Source organism: Pseudomonas putida (genome assembly GCF_001976065.1).
Taxonomy (GTDB): domain Bacteria; phylum Pseudomonadota; class Gammaproteobacteria; order Pseudomonadales; family Pseudomonadaceae; genus Aquipseudomonas; species Aquipseudomonas serbica.
Genome location: NZ_MNAH01000007.1, coordinates 86,236 through 106,779 on the forward strand (window position 1 = coordinate 86,236; position 20,544 = coordinate 106,779).

Sequence of the window (20,544 nt, forward strand, 5' to 3'; positions counted from 1 at the left end):
TGCAGGCGATGCAAGGCATTTCCTGTCGGCCGCTCTTACAGCGGATCACTCTGAAGAGCGGAACGCCGCCAGGGGGCAAGAAAATCAAAAGCCAAAGCGAGGCAGCCTACGGGCCGACCTGATCGAGAGTTCGTGCACAATTCACTTTGTAGGAGCTGGCTTGCCAGCGAAGCTATTGATCTTGCCGTTGCTTTGGCTCTGGCTTTTGATCTTGCCGTTGCTTTGGCTCTGGCTTTTGATCTTGCCGTTGCTTTGGCTCTGGCTTTTGATCTTGATCTACCTGCCCCATTTCCAAAGGCCGAACGCAGGCGTTGCGCAGTGGGCATCCCGGCATGGATGCCGGGATAGCCGCCCTCGGCCATGGATGGCCGATGGCGGCGGGCCCACGGAGCAATGCCGGAGTGAGGGCATGCCGAGCCTCAGCGAGGCACCGAATGGTGGGGCAAGCCTTTTTGGTTCCTTTTGTGGTGTTTGACAAAAGGGACTCGCCGTAAGGGCGAAACCATAAGTGGCCGTTACCGCAGGAATGGATATGTACTCCATCAACAAATACTAGGTCGGCTATAAGGCCGCCTTCGCCGGCAAGCCGGCTCCTACAGTTCGATCGGAGTACATCTGTGGGAGATGGGTCGGCTATAAGGCCGCCTTCGCCGGCAAGCCGGCTCCTACAGTTCGATCGGAGTACATCTGTGGGAGATGGGTCGGTTATCAGGACGCCATCGCTGGCAAGCCAGCTCCCACAGGATTTTCACCCGACATCCAAGCCGACCGTTACCGCGGAAGGGATCAAAGCTCGAAGCGCAGCTCCGGCCAGATCGGCGACGTGCCGCGCTTCTGCGATTCAAGAATGGCCCGGCACAACGAGCACAGCCGCTGGTCCTGGAATACTCGCCGATCGACGTTCGACCAGCGTGGCTGGGCCGGCAGCAGGCTGCCGCACAGGGTCCGGTCCGCCGAGCCACCCAGCTCCAGTTGTCGGGTCACCAGGTGTACCCGCACTTCCTGGCAGGCGAACAGATCCAGCTGTTCGTCAGGCTCGATCAGTTGATAGGCATAAAGTGACCAGGCAGAACGCGGCATCGGGGGCTCCAAATCGGGGGCGCCACCTTAGCCGAAAGCCTGCTCCTAGAAAAGTGTCATAACAGCGGTTTTAGCGTAGGCCAGACATTTTCCAGCAACTTGTCCTGGGCCCCGGCTGTCGGGTGTATGCCATCGGCCTGCATCAAGTCCGGATGACCGCCCACACCGTCGAGGAAAAATGGCACCAACGGGATCTTTTTCTCGTCAGCCAGGTTGCTGTAGACCTCAGTGAAGGCCTTGGTATATCGAGCGCCGTAATTGGGCGGCAATTGCATGCCCAGCAGCAGCACCTTGGCGCCCGCCTGCTGCGACTGCTGAATCATCGACGCAAGATTTTGTTGCAATTGTGATGGAAGCAATCCGCGCAGGCCGTCATTGCCGCCCAATTCGAGGATCACCAGGTCAGGCTTATGCTCTGCAAGCAGCGCCGGCAGGCGTGCCTGGCCTCCGGCACTGGTGTCGCCGCTGATGGACGCGTTGACCACCTTATCGTCGAAACCTTCGTGCTTGAGCCGCTGTTCAAGCAGCGACACCCACCCTGACCGGGTATCCAGCCCGAAACCGGCGCTGATACTATCGCCAACGATCAGGACTGTACCCGCCGCTGCGTTCTGGGCCATGCACATCAAGGCCAGGGCAGCACTCAAAAACCACACACGCATCGGATTCTCCATGGGCGCAAGCATACTCACCGCGAAGAACCTCAGCAAAGTGGTCCCCAGCGCGGAAGGTGAACTGACTATCCTGCACGAACTCAGCCTGGAACTGAACAAGGGCGACAGCCTGGCCATCGTCGGCGCCTCCGGTTCAGGCAAATCCACCCTCCTCGGCCTGCTCGCCGGGCTTGACCTGCCGAGCAGCGGTGAAGTCACCCTGGCAGGACAAGGCCTGAGCAACCTGGACGAAGACCAGCGCGCACGCATCCGTGCCGAACACGTGGGCTTCGTCTTCCAGTCGTTCCAGCTGCTCGACAGCCTCAACGCCCTGGAAAACGTCATGCTGCCGCTGGAGCTCGATGGCCGCCAGGATGCCCGGGCCCGCGCCACCGAGCTGTTGCAGCGGGTCGGTCTTGGGCAACGCCTGACCCACTCGCCGCGCCAACTCTCCGGCGGTGAACAGCAGCGCGTGGCGATTGCCCGGGCGTTTGCTGCCGAACCCGATGTGCTGTTCGCCGACGAGCCCACCGGCAACCTCGACAGCCACACCGGCGAGCGCATCAGCGACCTGCTGTTCGAACTCAACCAGGAGCGCGGCACGACCCTGGTGCTGGTGACCCATGATGAACGCCTGGCACACCGCTGCCGGCGCCTGATCCGTCTTGAAGCCGGCCTGCTGGTCGCCCCCCTGGAGCCTTGATGGCACGTTTGCCGCTGTTGCGCCTGTTCAGTCTCGCCGTCCGCCAGTTGCTGCGCGATGCCCGCGCCGGTGAACTGCGCGTGCTGTTCTTCGCCCTGGTCGTGGCCGTGGCGGCGAGTACCGCCATCGGTTACTTCGGCGCCCGCCTCAATGGCGCGATGATGCTGCGTGCCACCGAGTTTCTCGGCGCCGATTTGCTGCTCGAAGGCAGTTCGCCGGCGCGATCCGAACAGATCAGGAGCGGCACCGAGCTGGGTCTGCAGCATGCGCAAGTGGTGGAGTTCTCCAGCGTCATCGCCACCGACAACGGCATCCAGCTCTCCAGCATCAAGGCGGCCGACGACGTCTACCCCCTGCGCGGCGAGCTGAAAAGCGCCCCCGCGCCTTTCGCCCCGGAAGAATCTGGTGGCGGGCCGAAACCCGGTGAAGCCTGGGTCGAGGCACGGCTGTTGACGGCGCTGGACCTGAAGATCGGCGACAGCATCGACGTCGGCATGAAAACCCTGAAGCTGGCGCGAGTGCTGACCTACGAGCCCGACCGCGCCGGCAACTTCTACAGCCTGACGCCGCGGGTGTTGATCAACCTCAGCGACCTGCAGGAAACGGGCGTGGTGCAACCCGGCAGTCGGGTCAGCTACCGCGAACTCTGGCGCGGCGATGCCTCGGCACTGGAAACCTATCGCCAACTGATCAAGCCCGGCCTGGCGGCCAACCAGCGTATCCAGGATGCCCGCGATGGCAACCGGCAGATTGGCGGCGCCCTGGGCAAGGCCGAGCGTTACCTGAACATGGCCAGCCTGGTGGCGGTATTGCTGGCCGGGGTGGCCGTGGCGTTGTCGGCGACTCGCTTCGCCACCCGCCGCTTCGATGCCAGTGCGCTGTTGCGATGCCTTGGCCTGTCCCGTCGGGAAACCATGATCCTGTTCAGCCTGCAACTGGCAGTGCTCGGTCTGCTTGCCAGCCTCAGTGGCGCCGTCATCGGCTGGCTGGCGCAATTGGGGCTGTTTGCCCTGCTGCATGACTTGCTACCGACCGATGTTCCACCCGGAGGCCTGTTCCCGGCCATCGCCGGAATCGGCACCGGACTGGTGGCCCTGGCCGGGTTCGCCCTGCCGCCACTGGCCGCACTGGGGCGGGTTCCACCCTTGCGCGTGCTGCGCCGGGACCTGCTGCCGATTCCCTCCAGCACCTGGATGGTCTACGGCGCCGCATTGGGCGCCCTCGGCCTGATCATGTGGCGCCTGAGCCTGGACCTGGTACTGACCTTCGCCCTGCTCGGCGGCGGCGTGGTCGCGGCACTGGTACTGGGCGGCCTGCTGTTGCTGCTGTTGAAAAGCCTGCGACGCCTGCTGGCCCGTGCCTCCCTGCCCTGGCGCCTGGGGCTGGGCCAATTGCTGCGCCATCCGCTGGCAGCCGCAGGGCAGGCCCTGGCATTTGGCCTGATCCTGCTGTCGATGGCATTGATCGCCCTGCTTCGCGGCGAGTTGCTGGACACCTGGCAGAACCAGCTGCCGAAGAACGCACCGAACTATTTTGCCCTGAACATCCTGCCCGCGGACAAACAGGCGTTCACCGATCGCCTGATCTCGTTGTCGGCGAAATCGGCGCCTCTGTATCCGGTGGTCCCGGGGCGGCTGATCAGCATCAATGGCGAACCGGTGCAGCAGATCGTCACCAAGGAATCGGCGGGTGACCGGGCGATCCAGCGTGACCTGAGCCTGACCTGGGCGGCCAACCTGCCCGAGGGCAACAAGATCACCGCCGGCAACTGGTGGCCGCAGCAACCGCCGGATGAAATCCCCGGCGTGTCGGTGGAAGGCAAGGTTGCCGAAAGCCTGAAGCTCAAGCTCGGCGACCATCTGGTGTTTACCGTGGGCGGGGCCAATCGCGAGGCGAAAGTCACCAGCCTGCGGGAGATCAACTGGGACAACTTCCAACCGAACTTCTTCATGATCTTCCAGCCCGGCACCTTGAAGGATCTGCCGGCCACCTACCTGACCAGCTTCTATCTGGCGGCGGGGCATGACCAGCAGATCGTCGACCTGTCGCGCAGTTTTCCGGCGGTGACCATCCTGCAAGTCGAGGCGTTGCTGGCGCAACTGCGCAGCATCCTCGCCCAGGTCACCCTGGCGGTGGAATACGTATTGCTGTTCGTGTTGGCGGCAGGCATGGCGGTACTGTTCTCCGGCCTGCAAGCGACCCTGGACGAACGCATCCGCCAAGGCGCATTGCTGCGGGCACTGGGGGCCGAGCGGCAATTGCTGGTGAAGGCACGACGAATCGAATTCGGCTTGCTGGGTGCGGTCAGCGGCTTGCTGGCGGCGCTGGGTTCGGAAGTCGTCAGCCTGGTGCTCTACCGTTACGCCTTTGACCTGCCCTGGCACCCGCATCCGTGGCTGCTGGTGTTGCCATTGATCGGCGCCGTGCTGATCGGCGGCGCCGGCGTGTTCGGCACCCGGCGCGCCTTGAACGCCAGCCCCCTGACAGTCCTGCGCGAGGGTTGATAGACTCAAGCGCTCCTGATTCGAAGAAAAGTTGCCATGAGCCGTTATCGCCCTCCCCGTTCTGCCGGCACCGCGCTGATCACCCCCGAAGGTGAGGCGCGGATGCGCGCCGAGTTTCATGAACTGTGGCACGTACGCCGCCCCCAAGTAACGCAGGCAGTCAGCGAAGCGGCAGCCCAGGGCGATCGCTCGGAAAACGCCGAGTACACCTACGGCAAAAAGATGCTCCGCGAGATCGACAGCCGCGTGCGCTTTCTTACCAAGCGCCTGGAGGCGCTCAAGGTCGTCAGTGAAAAGCCCAGCGACCCGAACAAGGTTTATTTCGGCGCCTGGGTCACGATCGAGGACGAGGATGGCAAGGAGTCGCGCTACCGCATTGTCGGGCCGGACGAGTTGGACCTGAAACAGGGCCTGATCAGCATCGACTCGCCATTGGCCCGCGCGCTCATTGGCAAGGCACTGGACGCCGAAGTACGGGTCCAGACACCAACGGGTGAGCAGTGTGTGTATATCGTGGCGGTCGACTATCCATAAGCCGTTGCGCCATGGGTCTCAGCGACGGGTAATCAGCCCTTGCCGGGCAACGCGGGTCAGTTGCCGGATCATTTCAGGGGCGTCTTCGACGCTTGGCGATTGAATCACCGCCAGATCGAAACTGTCCGCGGCAAAGCGCGCCAGGGACTCGCCGTCTTCGACGAACTGGATCAGGAACGCTGCGGGCCCACCGGTACGCCGCGGCCAGCCATCGAGGTAACGCAGGAGCGTCGGCTGATGTTTGCCGCCAAGCAGGATTTTTGGATTGCGCTGGGTGAGATGTGCCGTGATCGGCGCAGGACGTACAACGGGGTTTAGTGCATTCATCGAGTCGTGTCTCTGCCTCAAAAAGTCTGCATGGCAGGTGAGAGGCAACACCGAACCAGCGCTTTAGCGGTATTTCGAAGCCTGTTTCAAGCTTCTGTCGGCAACTGGATGAGTCACCTGGCGCCCCGCAAGTAGCTGTTTAAATCGGCGCATGGGCAGCATCCTAGAGAAGCTGACCGGACAGTGTCAAGAATGACGCCCAACAAAAAAGGCTCGTCCAATCCAGCGACGAGCCTCGTTCCAAACCAGCCTTGCCCCTGACAGGGCCTGCATCAGAGGCGATCGCGAGCGATCCCGCTGCGAATTCGCAGGATATCGGCGAGCACTGCCAAGGCGATTTCCGCCGGCGTCTTGCTGCCCAGGTTCAGCCCGATGGGCGCATGGATCCGCGCCAGTTCCGCCTCCCCCAATCCACCAATGCGCCGCAACCGCTCGAAGCGTTTTTGCGAGGTCTGCAGGGAACCCATCACGCCGATGTAGAACGCGTCGGTGCGCACCGCCTCCATCATCGCCAGGTCATCGATGCGCGGGTCGTGGGTCAGCGCCACCACCGCCGTGTCGCTGTGGCAGCCGCCGTCGGCGATGAACACCGACGGCAGTTGACGACGAATCTCAACGTCCTCCAGCACCACGCCTTCCAGCACTTCATCCCGCGGGTCGCAAAGAATCACCTCGAAACCCAGGCCCACGGCAAACTCCGCGCAGGCCTGGGCCACACTGGAATACCCGGCCAGCAACAGGCGCTGCGCGGCGCCGATACGCAGCCTGACGCGATCGATCTCGCGCTCGACGCGCACACCTTGCTCGCGATCATCCAGCAGACTTCGCGCGCCGCTGGCCAGGTCGACCTCTCGGATCAGCCGACGCCGACCCAACAGCGCCGATTCCAGCTCTCGCAGATGCGCCTGCACCTCACAGACGGGCTCCAGCTTCTCCACCAGCACCTCAAGCACGCCGCCGCAGGGCAGGCTGACTCGCGAGCGCGGGTCATCGCCTTCGCCGTAGCGCACGACGCTGACCGCTTGCTCGAAAGCACCTTCGGCGACGCGCTCGAGGAAGTCCTCCTCGACACAGCCTCCGGATAGCGAGCCGATCCACTGCCCTTCTGCATTCACCGCCAGCAACGAACCCGGCGCACGAGGCGCCGAGCCATAAGTGGCAAGCACGGTGCACAGCCAGACACGCCGCCCGCCCATCGACCACGCCAGCGCCCGCCGCACCACCTGCAGATCCAGATGCTGCATGTCAGTGTGCCTTGTGCTCGAGCGGCGCATCGGCACGCAGCTTCTGCACATCGCTCAAGGCCAGGTCACCCGGTTGACCGCCCCAGCCCTGGCGCAGGTAATTCAGCAGATCGGTCAGCTGCTCGTCGCCAAGTTTCTGCGCGAAACCCGGCATGGGTTGCATGTGCTCGAAGCCTGCGAACTTCTGCTCGCCGATGCCATCGTCGATCACCCGCACCAGGTTGCGCGGGTCTTCCAGGCGCAAGGTGGTGTTGCCACGCATGGCCACGGCGATGTGCGGCTTGCCTTCGCCCCCTGGCGCGTGGCAACCGGCACACACGTTCAGGTAGTCCTGACGGCCGCGCTGGGCACTGGCACTGAGCTGGTCCATTGGCACGTCGGTCAATACTTTCGCCGCCGGTGGCTGATCACCGAGCAGGAAGGTTGCCATTGCCGCCAGATCAGGGTCGTTGAGGCCTTGGGTGCTGTTATGGAACACCGGGAACATCTCGTTGAACATGGTGCCCTGGGCACTCATGCCGTGCTTGAGGAACGAACTCAGGTCCTGCTGATTCCAGCCGCGCGCTGCCAGGTCAGTGGCCAGCAGGCTCGGGGCCAGATAGCCGTTGAGAATGCCACCGGTCATGCGCTTGTCCTGCTGCATCGCGCCAGGCAAACCGCGCGGGGTGTGGCATTCGCCGCAGTGGCCGAGCACGTCGACCATGTACTGGCCACGCTTCCAGGCTTCGCTCTTGCCTTCAGCCGATTCCAGCTTCACGTCCTTGCCGTACATCATGTTCCAGCCCATCAGGCCCAGGCGCACGTTGAACGGAAAGCTGAGGCTGGTGACCGGCGCGGCACGTTCGATCGGCGCGACGGTTTTCAGGTAGGCGTGAATCGCGTCGGAATCCTCACGCGGCATCAGGTGATACGAGGTGTACGGCATCGCCGGATACAGGTTGGCGCCGTCACGCCGCTTGCCTTCGGTGAGCGCCGCGAAGAATTCGTCATCGTTGTACAGGCCGATGCCGTGCTCTTTGCTCGGGGTGATGTTGGTGCCGTAGATCGTGCCGAACGGCGAGACGATCGGCAGGCCGCCGGCATAGGGCGCGCCACCCGGTGCGGTGTGGCAGGCCATGCAGTCGGCGGCGCGGGCCAGGTAAGCCCCGCGAACCACTTGATCGTCCGCCTGCGCCAGCAACACAGGCGCGGCCAGGCCCACCGCCAGCGTCAGACGGGTCAGTAGATGCTTCATGCTCAACCCTCCTTGACCAGGCCGAGATCAGTCAGCACGTTGCGCGTGGCGCTGTAGTAGCGCACGTATCCGGTGCAACGGCAGATGTGATGACCGAGGCTGTCCTCAATGACCTTTTCCAGCTGGCTCTTGACGATCGGCTGACGCTGCAGCTTTTCCACCAGCACCGTCGCGGCATTCACGAAACCCGGTGCGCAATAGCTGCACTGGAAGGCGAATTCGTCGACGAAGCGCTGCTGGATCGGGTTCAGCTCGGTGACCTTGCCCTGCTCGTCGCGGCTTGCATGACCTTCGATGGTCCGCACTTTCTTGCCCTCGAAATAGTGAGCGCCAGTGATGCAGGTGCGCACTTCCTCGCTGGTGCCGTCGGGGTTGTCGACGATCACCACGCAGGCATGGCAGATGCCCTGGCCGCAGCCCAGGCGCGAACCGGTGAGGTTCTTGTATTCGTGCAGATAGTCGATCATCGGCAGGTCATCAGGGATGTCCACCGGGCCGACGGATTGACCGTTGAGGGTCAGTTGAAGCGGACGGTTAGCCATTGAGGGCCTCCTTGATGCGTGCAGAAGTGATAGGCAGGTCGCGAACGCGCTTGCCGATGGCGTGGGCCACGGCGTTGCCGATGGCGCCGACCACCGGGATCATCACCACCTCGGCGATGCCCTTGGACGGGTCGCTTGGCGACAGCGGCGGGAGGATTTCCGCGGTCTGTTTCCACACCGCCACGTGCCGCGCCATCGGCAGGCGGTAACGGTTGAAGTTCCAGTCGCCCTCCCCCGGCCCACCTTCGTACAGCGGCATTTCTTCCATCAAGGCATGCCCGATGCCCATGGCGATGCCGCCTTCAACCTGGCCCTTGACCAGTTCCGGCACCAGCACCCGGCCGCACTCGACCCACGAGTGGTGATTGAGCACCGACACTTCGTTGGAACCTTTGTTGACCTTCACTTCCACCAGCGTCGCCACCGGGCTGTAGTAGGTCACCGCCGCGTTGTTCAACTGGGTCGCCGGGTAGGCGATGTTCTGCCGATCCAGCAGCTGGAAACCGGCGCTGCTCATCTGCGCTTTCTTCGCCTTCGGCGCACCGTCGCCGTATTTGACCGCCAGGCCATCGAGCGGCAGGCGTTCACGCACGCCATCGATGCTGAACTCGGCCTCGGCCCAGCTCCAGCGGTTGAAGCCGTGCACCGTGGCACCGGTGACCAGGCCGCGCTCGTGGGCACGTTTGGCCAACACTTCGAAGGGCAGCGGTTCCATGCCGTTGGCGGTAAGTTTGCCGTCGACCCAATGAGCGTCTTCACGGCGCACCACGTATGGGTTGGCCTGGCCGCCGTACGGGCCTTGTCGCCAGATCTCCAGCGCCGCCGGCCACAGGCCGTGGTTGAACAGCACGCGCGCCGCTTCACGGGTGGCGTGGCTGAAGTAGTAGGCGGAGTTGGTCGCCGACGAGGCCGACGCGACCTTGCCGACCCAGCGCGGGTTGCGCAGGAAGTTATCCTGCTCGGCCTGGCTCATGATGTACGGGTTGCCACCGCTGATCAGTTGCAGCTCATTCCATTCGGTTTCGCCGGTCTTCACTTCGTGCGCCGGGCTGCCGAGGAAATCGGCCACCACCATCGCCTGGGAGGTGGACATGCCGGTACCGATTTCGATACCGATGTGGCGCAGGGTGATGCGACCGTCAACGGTGTATTCGATGCTGGCCATCGGCGCTTCGGAACCGGTGCCGAAGTCTTTCTGGCAAATGGCGAAACCGACGCCGTACCAGTTATCAGGGTCGGCAGCCTCGCGCTGTTGCTTGATCGCGTTGCGGTTTTTCCAGACTTCGTGAACCGCGGCTTTGTCGAGAATTTCGTGCAGGCGCAAGGCACCGGCCGGCACCGCGCCCTGGGTGTTTTTCATGCCCGAACGCAGGGCGTTCTTGCGGCGCAATTCGATGGCATCGACGCCCAGGCGATTGGCGATTTCATCGACCATCATCTCGGTCGACGCCATGCTCTGCAGGGTGCCGTAGCCACGCATCGACCCGGCTTCCACCGCGCGCGAATGGTAGGCGGTGACCTGCAGGTCGTTCTGCGGCATGTAGTAGATCGACTGCGCCGCCGTGGCGCCTACTGCCGCCACGGACGGGCTGTAGTTGACCCGGCCGCCACCGTCGACGCTCATCTCGGCGCGGAAGATCTTGAAGCTGTGATCGGTCTTGTCCACGGCCAGTTGATAACGGATATCGAACGGGTGACGCTTGATGCCGCTCTGGAACTGCTCGTAGCGATCGTTGGCCAGGCGCACCGGCACACCGGCGCCATACAACGCCGCCAAGGCTGCGTAGTAGACGAAAATGTTGTGGTCTTTCGAGCCGTAACCGACGGTGTAACCCGGGTGCATGTTCAAGTTGGCCAAGCCGAAACGCGACGGCGCGATCATCTTCGCAGTCTCGGTCGCGGTTTCCAGCGGGCACTGTGTCGCCACGACAAAGTGTAGGGTCTTGGTCGCCGGGTCGTACCAGCCGTTGCCGTTGTCCGGTTCCATCGCAGCCGGCTCGATCGACGGGGTCTTGTAGCGCTCGTCGAACACCAGCCAGTTGTCCGGCGGCGTATCGATTTGCTGCTTCATGCGGTCGGCATAGAACAGGCCACGCTCGGTCAGGTTGCCGTGCAGGTTCGGCTGGGAATTCCACACCGGGCGACGGTTTTTCAGCATCGGAAACAGGATCGAGTCCTTGAGGCTGGCGAATTCGTCTTCGTCCGCCGAGGTCGGCCCGCCCACGCGCACATAGCGGAAGCTGCCGTAGGGATCGCCTTCGTAGTACGGCACTTGGGCACCGTAACGAATCGCCTTGTCATTGAACTTGAGCTGGGCCTTGGCCTGGCGGAAACGCTCGAAGTCGTTCCAGATCAGGATTGCCACCGGATGACCGATGAACATCGGTACCTTGCCCTCTGGCAACAGCGGATCCGGCGCGTGCTCTTCCGGGAAGACGATGCCGTCTTTCTCCAGGTCGGCGGCGGTGACGATGCGGTCAGGCTGCAATTGGGCGCCGAGCCACGACAGGTCATAGCCTGCGTAGATGCGGTCGGCCTTGATGGTTTTCAGCAGCATGGCGTGACCTTGCTGCTGCGGCCACCCCGGCATGTCCTTGGCACGGATGTCGCGGGCAAAGACCTTGCTGCCGCAGACCTTGGACAAGGCATCGTTACGGGCGCGCGCCTTGCCGTTGTTGCCGAGCCACTGCTCGGACGGCACGGTCACACTGTTTTCCATCAAGGCTGCCAGCGCCTGGCTGCTGAGCGGTGTAAGCGTCACGCTCACACCCGCCACCAGCCCGCCCTGGAGGAACGAGCGCCGGGATATTTCACGGTTGGACATGGATCATCCTATGGGCGGTCATGGGGTCCGCCCTTCTGGTTATGTACTGGAAATCTCGAGTCTTGCAGAAGCCCTCTTTGACGAAGCAAAGGGCTGTGATGACAGTGCAAAGCTGACCGAAAGGTTAACTTTAAAGGTTTATGCGCTCGCGGAAAACAAAAAACTGACCAGAAAATCAAAAAACCGCGGCTTTTCGACGCAGCAGATTGATGAACAGGCCCAACTCCCGACTGATGTGTTCGCCCTTGCGCAACAACAATCCGAAAGGCGCCAATTGCACATCCAGCTCAACCGGCAACGCCACCACCAAACCCATTTTAAGGTAGTCACGCAATGCGGTTTCCGACAGGACCATGATCGCATCGGTCAGTTGAATCAATTGCTGCATCGAATACACCGAGCTGCATTCGATGATGTCCGCCGGCAGCGGCAAGGCCAGGCGCTGCAAGGCCTGATCCAGGCCAATGCGCGCTGGGCTGGTTTCCGGCTGCAGGATCCACGGCCAGCCATTGACCAGTTCGGCCATCTCCAGTGTCTCGCGCCGGGCCAGCGGGTGGCCGGCGTGCACCACAACCAGCAGGCGCTCGTTGCCCAGTTGTTCGAATTCGTAGTGCTCGCTGTCGGTGGCGGCATTGCGTCGGGCGATGGCCAGGTCGATGCGGCCCTGCTCCAGCAACTGGATCACCTGGTCACTGGTGTCGCCCATGATGCGAATCCGCAGCTGCGGGTTGAGCGCCTTGATCTCGGCAATAGAATCCATCACCAGGTCCGGCGCCGCGCCCATGATGGTGCCGATCGAGAGATAACCGTAACCGCCCTGTTGCCGCGCTATCAGGTCCTCGGCACAGCGGTCGAGGCCACTGATGGCCGACTCGGCAAAGCGAATCAGCTCCTGGCCCAGCGCCGTCGGTCGCATGCCCCGGGGTAAACGCTCGAACAGGTCGCAGCCAAACATGTCTTCGATTTCATGGAGCATGCGGGTGGCGGCCGGCTGCGACATGTTCAGGCTTTGCGAAGCGCGGTGCAGGTTCTGGCTCGAATTGAGCGTCACCAGCATGTGCAGATGCTTGTAGCGCAGGCGGTTGAGCAGGCTGCGGGAGATAATGGGCGTGGTCATGGCGGGCCTTGTTATCGATACCCTGAAGGTATCAGTTGTTAGCTAGATTCGATTTGTAACGCATCGATCAGCGGCCGTACAGTCTTCCCCATAAGAACAAATGCCCTACCAAAGGAAAACCGCGATGAAGACTCTACCCGCGCCCCTGCTCGCCAAGATTTCCTGGCGGCTGCTCCCGTTTCTCCTGCTGATGTACATCATGGCCTTCCTCGACCGCGCCAACGTCGGGTTCGCCAAGCAAGCCTTCCAGGCCGACACCAATATCAGCGATGCCGCCTTCGCCTTCGGCGCCGGGGTGTTCTTCGTCGGCTACGCGCTGCTCGAAGTGCCGAGCAACCTGATCCTGCACCGCGTCGGCGCGCGTCTGTGGATGTGCCGGATCATGGTCACCTGGGGCCTGGTCTCTGCGGCCATGGTGTTCGCCCACACCGAAACCAGCTTCTACATCCTGCGCTTTCTGCTGGGCGTGGCCGAAGCCGGATTTTTCCCCGGCGTGATCCTTTACCTCACCTACTGGTTCCCCAGCGCCGTGCGCGGCAAGGCGATGGGTTTCTTCTACTTCGGCGCGCCGCTGGCGTTCATCTTCGGCAGCCCGTTGTCCGGCCTGCTGCTGGAGCTGGATGGTTTTGTCGGCTTTCACGGCTGGCAGTGGCTGTTCGCCGTTGAAGGCCTGATGGCCACGGCGGTAGGCATCTGGGCTTACTTCTACCTGGACAACCGCCCGGCCGATGCCAAGTGGCTGACCGTCGAAGAGCGCCAGCAAGTGCAAAGCCTGCTCGACCAGGAAGACAGCCACAAACAGAACCACGGTCGCAGCCTGCTCAACGTGATCTGCCAGCCCTCGGTGCTGTACCTGTGCCTGATCTACCTGTTGATCCAGGCCAGCGTCTACGGCGTGGTGTTCTACCTGCCCACCCAGGTCGGCGGTTTGCTGGGCACCAAGGTCGGGCTGATGGTCGGGCTGGTCACGGCGATCCCATGGATTTGCGCGCTGGTGGCCGCTTATCTGATTCCCGGCTACAGCGACGGCACCGGCGAACGCCGCCGCACCGCCAGCCTGACCCTGCTGATGGCCGCCGCCGGTATAGCCTGCTCGGTGACCTTTAGCAGTCCGTTCCTGGGCATCGTCGCCCTGTGCTTCGCCGCATCCGGCTTCATCGCCGTGCAACCGGTGTTCTGGACCTTCCCTTCCAGCTACCTGGCCGGCAGCGCCGCGGCAGCCGGTATTGCCCTGATCAATTCGTTCGGCGCCCTCGGCGGCTTTATCGCCCCGGTACTGAAGAACTGGGCCGAAGGCGCCTTCCATTCTCCGGCAGCCGGCCTGTACCTACTGTCCGCCACCACTGTCATCGCCGCGTTGCTGATCCTGGGCGTCCGCGCTCCCGGGCAAAAAGCTTCGAACAAACCGGCTACCGTTTAAACCTGACCGCCGTTAAAAAAAGGAATCACACCATGGGCATTCCAACCATCAAGCACGTCCGCGCCTTTACCCTGCGAGGCGGCGGCGCGGATTATCACGACCAGGCGGACGGCCACTGGATCGACGATCACATTGCCACGCCGATGAGCAAATACCCGGAGTACCGCCAGAGCCGCCGCACCTTCGGCATCAACGTGCTGGGCACGCTGGTGGTGGAGATCGAAGCCAGTGACGGCACTATCGGCTTCGCCGTGACCACGGGCGGCGAGCCGGCGGCCTACATCGTCGAGAAACACCTGGCACGGTTCCTCGAAGGCGCGAAAGTCACCGACATCGAAAAGATCTGGGACCAGATGTATCAATCGACCCTGTATTACGGGCGCAAAGGCATCGTGATCAACACGATTTCCGGGGTCGACCTGGCGCTGTGGGACTTGCTCGGCAAGATCCGCCAGGAACCGGTGCACCAGTTGCTCGGCGGCGCCGTGCGTGATGAATTGCAGTTCTACGCCACCGGCGCCCGCCCGGACCTGGCACAGAAAATGGGTTTCATCGGCGGCAAGATGCCGTTGCACCATGGCCCGGCTGAGGGCGAGGAAGGCCTGCGCAAGAATCTCGAAGAACTGGCGACCATGCGCGAGCGTGTCGGCCCGGATTTCTGGCTGATGCTCGATTGCTGGATGAGCCTGGACCTCAACTACGCCACCAAACTGGCGATCGGCGCCCACGAACATGGCTTGAAGTGGATCGAAGAAGCCCTGCCACCGGACGATTACTGGGGCTACGCGGCGCTTCGCAACAACGTACCCAAAGGCATGCTGGTGACCACCGGCGAACACGAAGCCACCCGCTGGGGCTTCCGCATGCTGCTGGAAATGGGCTGCTGCGACATCATCCAGCCGGATGTCGGCTGGTGCGGCGGCCTCACCGAACTGGTGAAGATCTCGGCCCTGGCCGACGCCCACAACGCCCTGGTCATTCCCCACGGCTCGTCGGTGTACAGCTATCACTTCGTGGCCACCCGGCATAACAGCCCGTTCGCCGAATTCCTGATGATGGCGCCGAAGGCCGACGAAGTGGTGCCGATGTTCCACCCGCAATTGCTCGGTGAACCAGTACCGGTCAACGGCCGCATGCGCTTGTCGGCACTCGACCAGCCGGGATTCGGCGTGACCCTCAACCCGGAATGCCAACTGCATCGGCCCTATAGCCGCTGAGCCAGGAGTTCGTGATGAACATGCCGCACAACGTTTTCAAGGCCGCCCTGAAAAAACCCGCGCCGCAATACGGCATATGGGCCGGGTTCGCCACCGGCTACGCCGCCGAGATCGTCGCCACCACCGGTTATGACTGGATGCTGATCGACGGTGAACACGCGCCAAACACCGTACCTGGCGTACTCGCGCAATTGCAGGCCGTGGCGCCCTACCCCACCGCACCCATCGTGCGCGCCGTGAATGGCGACGCCAATCTGATCAAGCAGCTGCTGGACATCGGCGCGCAGACACTGATGATCCCCATGGTCGAAACCGCCGAACAGGCCCAGGCCCTGGTGCGCGCCATGCGTTACCCACCCCACGGCATCCGTGGCGTCGGTGGCGGCCTGACCCGCGCCACACGCTGGGACGGGGTGGCGGATTATCTGGACACCGCCCATGAACAGCTGTGTCTGATCGTGCAGGTGGAATCGCGGCTCGGCGTCGAAAACGTCGCAGCGATCGCCGCCGTCGAAGGCGTCGATGCGGTGTTTATCGGACCTGCGGATCTGTCCATCGGCCTGGGCCATGCCGGCAACCCCGGTCACCCGCAAGTTCAGGAAAAAATTCAATACGCAGTCAATGCAACGCTGGCGGCCGGTAAGGCCTGCGGCATCCTCGCACCGAATGAAGAAGACGCGCGGCGTTATCAGGGCTGGGGCTGTCAGTTCATCGCAGTGGCGATCGATATCAGTCTGTTGCGCCAGAGCGCCATGGCCACCCTCGCCCGCTACCGTACACCGGCCACCGAACAAGCGCCGTCGCGCACCTACTGATCAGTCCAGGAGTCGTTCCATGTCATCCGTGCCTGTTTACGAAAACTTCATCAACGGCCAGTTCGTGGCCAGCGCTGACCATCTCGACGTGATCAACCCGGCCACCGGCGCCCTGCTGTCGAAGGTGCCGGCATCGAATCCCGAAGACGTTGATCGGGCCCTCGCCGCTGCGCGCACCGCACAAAAGGATTGGGCGCGCAAACCGGCGAATGATCGCGCCGGCTACCTGCGCAGGATCGCTGCCAAACTCCGCGAAAACGTTGCGCACCTGGCGCGCACCATCACCCTGGAACAAGGCAAGGTCAGCAGCCTGGCCGCGGTCGAAGTCAATTTCACCGCCGACTACCTCGACTACATGGCCGAGTGGGCGCGGCGCATCGAAGGTGAAATCATCACCAGCGACCGCCAGGACGAAAACATCTTCCTGTTCCGCAAACCGCTGGGCGTGGTGGCCGGGATCCTGCCGTGGAATTTCCCGTTCTTCCTGATCGCCCGCAAAATGGCCCCGGCACTGCTGACCGGCAACACCATCGTCATCAAGCCCAGCGAAGAAACGCCGAACAACTGCTTCGAGTTCGCCCGACTGGTCGCGGAAACCGACCTGCCGCCCGGCGTGTTCAACGTGGTCTGCGGTGACGGCCGCGTCGGTGCGGCGTTGAGTGCGCACAAGGGCGTGGACATGATCAGCTTCACCGGCAGCGTCGCCACGGGCTCACGGATCATGGCCGCCGCCGCGCCGAACATCACCAAACTCAATCTGGAACTCGGTGGCAAGGCGCCGGCCATCGTGCTGGCAGATGCCGACCTGGACCTGGCGGTGAAGGCCATTCGCGATTCGCGGATCATCAATAGCGGCCAGGTGTGTAACTGCGCCGAGCGGGTGTATGTCGAACGCAAGGTGGCGGATCAATTCATCGAGCGTATCGCGGCCGCGATGACGGCTACGCGCTACGGCGATCCTATCGCCCAACCGGATGTGGAGATGGGCCCGCTGATCAATCGCCAAGGCCTGGACAGCGTCAATCAAAAGGTCCGCACGGCATTGAGCCAGGGCGCAAGCCTGATCAGCGGCGGGCAAATTGCCGACCTGCCAAACGGCTTCCATTTTCAGCCCACCGTCCTGGCCGGCTGCCGCGCCGACATGGAGATCATGCGCGAGGAGATCTTCGGTCCCGTGCTGCCGATCCAGATCATCGATGACCTGGATGAAGCCATCGCCCTGGCCAACGACTGCGACTATGGACTGACCTCGTCGATCTATACCCGCGACCTCAGCAAGACCCTGCACGCCATGCGCGAGCTGGATTTTGGCGAAACCTACGTCAACCGCGAGAACTTCGAAGCGATGCAGGGGTTCCATGCCGGGGTGCGTAAATCGGGAATTGGCGGGGCGGATGGCAAGCATGGGTTGTATGAGTACACCCATACCCATGCGGTGTATCTGCAGGGCTGAGTGTTGCGGTATTGCTGATGCCGCCGTCGCGGCGGCACTCAGTGCTTCATGCAGCGGATGCGTAGGAAGAGTTGACGGCAAGCGTCATCGAGGAGAAAAAAGCCAAAATCCAGATACAAAAAACCCCGGTCTTTCGACCAGGGTCTTTGCTATCGACTCGAAGTAGCCAGTGGCTTTCTTCGTAGCTCCAAGGCGTTCAGTGGGCCTCGGGGCAGATATGGCGCAGCGGACGGGACTCGAACCCGCGACCCCCGGCGTGACAGGCCGGTATTCTAACCGACTGAACTACCGCTGCGTATCGCTGTGGACTTGCGTCCAGGTAACTCGTCTGATTGAAAACTCAGTAGCTTTTCAATCTCGAACCAGATGAATCTGACTCGGAAAATATGGCGCAGCGGACGGGACTCGAACCCGCGACCCCCGGCGTGACAGGCCGGTATTCTAACCGACTGAACTACCGCTGCGCGTCGGTGGAGGCATTTCAGCCTACCTCTTGCTTTCGCAAGTATCTCGGGAGTGGTGGGTGATGACGGGATCGAACCGCCGACATTCTGCTTGTAAGGCAGACGCTCTCCCAGCTGAGCTAATCACCCGTTTGCATCTCCGAGGCCGCGAAATTTACGCAGGTAGCGAACCTAAGTCAATAGCAGGATTGAAGTTTTTCTGAAAAAGACAAAATCGAGTCAATCGCATCAGCATCAGCGACAGCCAAACCGCTTTCGCGAGCAAGCCCGCTCCCACAGTGGATCGCATTTCAATGTGGGAGCGGGCTTGCTCGCGAAGACGGCGGTGCATTCAATATCAACGCCTGAGGAAAGAACCGATCTACTCGCTGTAGATCATCTTCTTGGTCATGCCACCATCAACCACGAACTCCTGCCCCGTGACAAACCCGGCGTTCCTCGACAACAGCCAGGCCACCATCGCGGCGACGTCCTCGACCGTCCCTACCCTGCCCGCCGGATGCTGGGCATGATCGGCATCGGTCAGCGGTTCGGCACGACGTACCGAAGGGTCGCGCGCGTCGATCCAGCCAGGACTGACGGCATTGACCCGAATTTCCGGGCCAAGGCTGATGGCCAATGCGTGAGTCAGGGCCAACAGACCGCCCTTGCTCGCCGCATAGGCCTCGGTGTCGGGTTCCGACTGCGCGGCGCGGGTCGAGGCCAGGTTGACGATGGCCCCGCTGTGAGCCCGCAGGTAAGGCGCACAGTGCTTGGCCAACAACATCGGTCCACTGAGGTTCACCGCCAGCACCCGATTCCAGTACGCCAGGTCGAGGCTTTCCAGAGTGATGTTGTGCGGATCGGCAACCGCCGCGTTGCACACCAGCGCATCAAGGCGCCCGAACTGTCCCAGCACCTCAGCAACACCCAAGGCCACCTGCCCTTCGTTCGAGACGTCCATGGCGATGAACCAGGCGTTGTCGCCGAGCACCTTCGCCACCTTCGAACCACGCTCGCGATCCAGGTCCGTCAGCACCACTTGCCAGCCTTCGCTGATCAACCAGGCCGCAATACCCAGGCCAATGCCCCGCGCCGCACCGGTCACCAGTGCAACGCGGCCATTGGAGCCCGGTGGAGTGGACAACTCGATCACAAGGCAGCCAACCCGCGCGCCAGGTCGGCTTGCAGGTCTGCCACGTCTTCCAGGCCGATGGCAATGCGGATCAGGCTGTCGCGAATGCCCGCAGCTTCACGCTCCGCCGGCGCCAGACGGCCGTGGGAGGTGGTGCTTGGGTGGGTGATGGTGGTCTTGCTGTCGCCCAGGTTCGCCGTGATGGAAATCAGGCGGGTTGCATCGATAAAGCGCCAGGCGCCTTCTTTGCCGCCCTTGACCTCGAAACTCACCACGGCACCGAAGCCCTTCTGCTGCCGCCGGGCCAGTTCGTGCTGCGGATGGCTCTTGAGACCGGCGTAGTGGACTTTCTCGATGCCGTCCTGCTGCTCCAGCCACTCGGCCAGCTCCTGGGCGTTGGCGCAATGGGCCTTCATCCGCAGGTTGAGGGTTTCCAGGCCCTTGAGGAAGATCCACGCGTTGAATGGGCTCAGGGTTGGCCCGGCGGTGCGCAGGAAGCCGACCACTTCTTTCATCTGCTCACTGCGCCCAGCCACGACACCGCCCATGCAACGACCCTGGCCGTCGATGAACTTGGTCGCCGAGTGCACGACGATGTCCGCGCCGAGTTTCAGCGGCTGTTGCAGCGCCGGCGTACAGAAGCAGTTGTCGACCACCAGCATCGCGCCCTTGGCGTGAGCGATGTTTGCCAGCTCGGCGATATCGACCAATTCCGCCAGCGGGTTGGACGGCGATTCGACGAACAGCAGCTTGGTATTAGCCTTGATAGCCGTATCCCAGCCGGACAAGTCCGCCAGGGGCACGTAGTCGACTTCGACGCCGAAGCGCTTGAAGTACTTCTCGAACAGGCTGATGGTCGAGCCGAATACGCTGCGCGACACCAGCACGTGGTCGCCGGCACTGCACAGGCTCATCACCACCGCCATGATCGCCGCCATGCCGGTGGCGGTGGCCACGGCTTGCTCGGCGCTTTCCAGGGCGGCAATGCGCTCTTCGAAGGCGCGTACGGTGGGGTTGGTGTAGCGCGAGTAGACGTTGCCAGGCACTTCACCGGAAAAACGCGCGGCGGCGTCGCCGGCAGTGCGGAATACGTAGCTGGAAGTGAAGAACATCGGATCACCGTGTTCGCCTTCCGGCGTACGGTGCTGACCGGCACGTACGGCCAGGGTATCGAACGCTACGCCTTCGAGGTCGCTGTCCAACCGACCGGCATCCCAATCCTGACTCATGCTGTCACTCCTTGCCCTGTTCTCGTAAATTAATTATCAGATACAAAACCGGCCCCTCAGGGCCGGTAGT

18 protein-coding genes and 3 tRNA genes are annotated in these 20,544 nt (G+C 62.6%); 8 read left to right on the forward strand and 13 right to left on the reverse strand.

The genetic code is table 11. The features are described from left to right. Positions 1–132: 132 nt before the first annotated feature. Positions 133–348, forward strand: coding sequence for a hypothetical protein (locus BKX96_RS32915; RefSeq protein ID WP_179092167.1), 216 nt, complete (start codon positions 133–135; stop codon positions 346–348). Positions 349–786: 438 nt separating this feature from the next. Here BKX96_RS32915 and BKX96_RS22405 read toward each other — a convergent pair whose 3' ends face one another. Together BKX96_RS22405 and BKX96_RS22410 are read right to left on the reverse strand one after the other, a co-directional pair. Next, complete coding sequence (locus BKX96_RS22405) at positions 787–1,080, reverse strand: hypothetical protein (RefSeq protein ID WP_008055299.1); 294 nt, start codon at positions 1,078–1,080, stop codon at positions 787–789. 56 nt (positions 1,081–1,136) lie between these two features. Continuing rightward, entirely contained in the window at positions 1,137–1,742 is a 606-nt protein-coding gene (locus BKX96_RS22410; RefSeq protein WP_046817937.1) for an arylesterase, read from the reverse strand. 10 nt (positions 1,743–1,752) lie between these two features. On the opposite strand from BKX96_RS22410, the gene BKX96_RS22415 reads away from it, so the two are divergent. From BKX96_RS22415 to greB, 3 genes are read left to right on the forward strand one after another with little or no spacing between them, the layout of a single operon-like run. Next, positions 1,753–2,436 (forward strand): ABC transporter ATP-binding protein, encoded by a 684-nt coding sequence (locus tag BKX96_RS22415; protein WP_046817936.1) that lies wholly within the window; start codon positions 1,753–1,755, stop codon positions 2,434–2,436. After that, entirely contained in the window at positions 2,436–4,940 is a 2,505-nt protein-coding gene (locus BKX96_RS22420; protein WP_077185502.1) for an ABC transporter permease, read from the forward strand. Before BKX96_RS22415 ends, BKX96_RS22420 begins: the two co-directional genes overlap by 1 nt. A 36-nt stretch (positions 4,941–4,976) precedes the next feature. Further along, complete coding sequence (gene greB, locus BKX96_RS22425) at positions 4,977–5,474, forward strand: transcription elongation factor GreB (protein WP_046817934.1); 498 nt, start codon at positions 4,977–4,979, stop codon at positions 5,472–5,474. Between the two features lie 18 nt (positions 5,475–5,492). Here greB and BKX96_RS22430 read toward each other — a convergent pair whose 3' ends face one another. From BKX96_RS22430 to BKX96_RS22455, 6 genes are all read right to left on the reverse strand, one after another. Beyond that, positions 5,493–5,801, reverse strand: coding sequence for a hypothetical protein (locus BKX96_RS22430; RefSeq protein ID WP_046817933.1), 309 nt, complete (start codon positions 5,799–5,801; stop codon positions 5,493–5,495). Between the two features lie 272 nt (positions 5,802–6,073). Next, positions 6,074–7,045, reverse strand: coding sequence for an XdhC family protein (locus BKX96_RS22435; protein WP_077185503.1), 972 nt, complete (start codon positions 7,043–7,045; stop codon positions 6,074–6,076). A gap of 1 nt (position 7,046) precedes the next feature. Next, positions 7,047–8,279: a c-type cytochrome gene (locus BKX96_RS22440; RefSeq protein WP_046817931.1), complete on the reverse strand. Its 1,233-nt coding sequence runs from the start codon at positions 8,277–8,279 to the stop codon at positions 7,047–7,049. A 2-nt stretch (positions 8,280–8,281) separates the two neighbouring features. Further along, positions 8,282–8,821, reverse strand: a complete 540-nt coding sequence (locus BKX96_RS22445) for a (2Fe-2S)-binding protein (protein WP_046817930.1) — start codon at positions 8,819–8,821, stop codon at positions 8,282–8,284. Continuing rightward, the gene (locus BKX96_RS22450; RefSeq protein ID WP_077185504.1) at positions 8,814–11,645 is read right to left on the reverse strand and encodes a xanthine dehydrogenase family protein molybdopterin-binding subunit; all 2,832 of its coding nucleotides are present in this window, start codon (positions 11,643–11,645) and stop codon (positions 8,814–8,816) included. The genes BKX96_RS22445 and BKX96_RS22450 overlap by 8 nt, the downstream gene beginning before the upstream one ends. 175 nt (positions 11,646–11,820) lie before the next feature. After that, positions 11,821–12,762, reverse strand: a complete 942-nt coding sequence (locus BKX96_RS22455; RefSeq protein ID WP_046817928.1) for a LysR family transcriptional regulator — start codon at positions 12,760–12,762, stop codon at positions 11,821–11,823. 124 nt (positions 12,763–12,886) lie between these two features. Between BKX96_RS22455 and BKX96_RS22460 the strand changes: the two genes are divergently transcribed. Genes BKX96_RS22460 through aldA form a run of 4 tightly spaced genes read left to right on the forward strand, consistent with a single transcriptional unit; the run spans position 12,887 to position 17,667 of the window. Next, the gene (locus BKX96_RS22460; protein ID WP_077185505.1) at positions 12,887–14,182 is read left to right on the forward strand and encodes an MFS transporter; all 1,296 of its coding nucleotides are present in this window, start codon (positions 12,887–12,889) and stop codon (positions 14,180–14,182) included. A gap of 32 nt (positions 14,183–14,214) precedes the next feature. After that, positions 14,215–15,399, forward strand: a complete 1,185-nt coding sequence (gene rhmD / locus BKX96_RS22465) for an L-rhamnonate dehydratase (RefSeq protein WP_077185506.1) — start codon at positions 14,215–14,217, stop codon at positions 15,397–15,399. Between the two features lie 14 nt (positions 15,400–15,413). Continuing rightward, entirely contained in the window at positions 15,414–16,214 is an 801-nt protein-coding gene (locus BKX96_RS22470) for an aldolase/citrate lyase family protein (RefSeq protein ID WP_077185507.1), read from the forward strand. Positions 16,215–16,233: 19 nt separating this feature from the next. Beyond that, positions 16,234–17,667: an aldehyde dehydrogenase gene (gene aldA, locus BKX96_RS22475; RefSeq protein WP_077185508.1), complete on the forward strand. Its 1,434-nt coding sequence runs from the start codon at positions 16,234–16,236 to the stop codon at positions 17,665–17,667. A gap of 218 nt (positions 17,668–17,885) precedes the next feature. Here the strand turns inward: aldA and BKX96_RS22480 are convergent. From BKX96_RS22480 to BKX96_RS22500, 5 genes are all read right to left on the reverse strand, one after another. Continuing rightward, positions 17,886–17,962: transfer RNA gene (locus BKX96_RS22480), tRNA-Asp, on the reverse strand. Between the two features lie 92 nt (positions 17,963–18,054). Beyond that, positions 18,055–18,131 (reverse strand) — tRNA-Asp (locus BKX96_RS22485). Positions 18,132–18,184: 53 nt separating this feature from the next. After that, positions 18,185–18,260 (reverse strand) — tRNA-Val (locus tag BKX96_RS22490). Between the two features lie 232 nt (positions 18,261–18,492). Beyond that, positions 18,493–19,266, reverse strand: coding sequence for an SDR family oxidoreductase (locus tag BKX96_RS22495; RefSeq protein WP_046817923.1), 774 nt, complete (start codon positions 19,264–19,266; stop codon positions 18,493–18,495). Continuing rightward, on the reverse strand, positions 19,263–20,474 hold the full coding sequence (locus BKX96_RS22500; protein WP_077185509.1) for an O-succinylhomoserine sulfhydrylase: 1,212 nt from the start codon (positions 20,472–20,474) through the stop codon (positions 19,263–19,265). Before BKX96_RS22500 ends, BKX96_RS22495 begins: the two co-directional genes overlap by 4 nt. Positions 20,475–20,544: the final 70 nt, after the last annotated feature.

What these genes read in the sequence shown, in the direction of transcription:
- BKX96_RS22405 (WP_008055299.1), bottom strand. Translation starts at nt 1,080, where the DNA reads ATGCCGCGTTCTGCCTGGTCACTTTATGCCTATCAACTGATCGAGCCT.
- BKX96_RS22410 (WP_046817937.1), bottom strand. Translation starts at nt 1,742, where the DNA reads ATGCGTGTGTGGTTTTTGAGTGCTGCCCTGGCCTTGATGTGCATGGCC.
- BKX96_RS22415 (WP_046817936.1), top strand. Translation starts at nt 1,753, where the DNA reads ATGGGCGCAAGCATACTCACCGCGAAGAACCTCAGCAAAGTGGTCCCC.
- BKX96_RS22420 (WP_077185502.1), top strand. Translation starts at nt 2,436, where the DNA reads ATGGCACGTTTGCCGCTGTTGCGCCTGTTCAGTCTCGCCGTCCGCCAG.
- greB (WP_046817934.1), top strand. Translation starts at nt 4,977, where the DNA reads ATGAGCCGTTATCGCCCTCCCCGTTCTGCCGGCACCGCGCTGATCACC.
- BKX96_RS22430 (WP_046817933.1), bottom strand. Translation starts at nt 5,801, where the DNA reads ATGAATGCACTAAACCCCGTTGTACGTCCTGCGCCGATCACGGCACAT.
- BKX96_RS22435 (WP_077185503.1), bottom strand. Translation starts at nt 7,045, where the DNA reads ATGCAGCATCTGGATCTGCAGGTGGTGCGGCGGGCGCTGGCGTGGTCG.
- BKX96_RS22440 (WP_046817931.1), bottom strand. Translation starts at nt 8,279, where the DNA reads ATGAAGCATCTACTGACCCGTCTGACGCTGGCGGTGGGCCTGGCCGCG.
- BKX96_RS22445 (WP_046817930.1), bottom strand. Translation starts at nt 8,821, where the DNA reads ATGGCTAACCGTCCGCTTCAACTGACCCTCAACGGTCAATCCGTCGGC.
- BKX96_RS22450 (WP_077185504.1), bottom strand. Translation starts at nt 11,645, where the DNA reads ATGTCCAACCGTGAAATATCCCGGCGCTCGTTCCTCCAGGGCGGGCTG.
- BKX96_RS22455 (WP_046817928.1), bottom strand. Translation starts at nt 12,762, where the DNA reads ATGACCACGCCCATTATCTCCCGCAGCCTGCTCAACCGCCTGCGCTAC.
- BKX96_RS22460 (WP_077185505.1), top strand. Translation starts at nt 12,887, where the DNA reads ATGAAGACTCTACCCGCGCCCCTGCTCGCCAAGATTTCCTGGCGGCTG.
- rhmD (WP_077185506.1), top strand. Translation starts at nt 14,215, where the DNA reads ATGGGCATTCCAACCATCAAGCACGTCCGCGCCTTTACCCTGCGAGGC.
- BKX96_RS22470 (WP_077185507.1), top strand. Translation starts at nt 15,414, where the DNA reads ATGAACATGCCGCACAACGTTTTCAAGGCCGCCCTGAAAAAACCCGCG.
- aldA (WP_077185508.1), top strand. Translation starts at nt 16,234, where the DNA reads ATGTCATCCGTGCCTGTTTACGAAAACTTCATCAACGGCCAGTTCGTG.
- BKX96_RS22500 (WP_077185509.1), bottom strand. Translation starts at nt 20,474, where the DNA reads ATGAGTCAGGATTGGGATGCCGGTCGGTTGGACAGCGACCTCGAAGGC.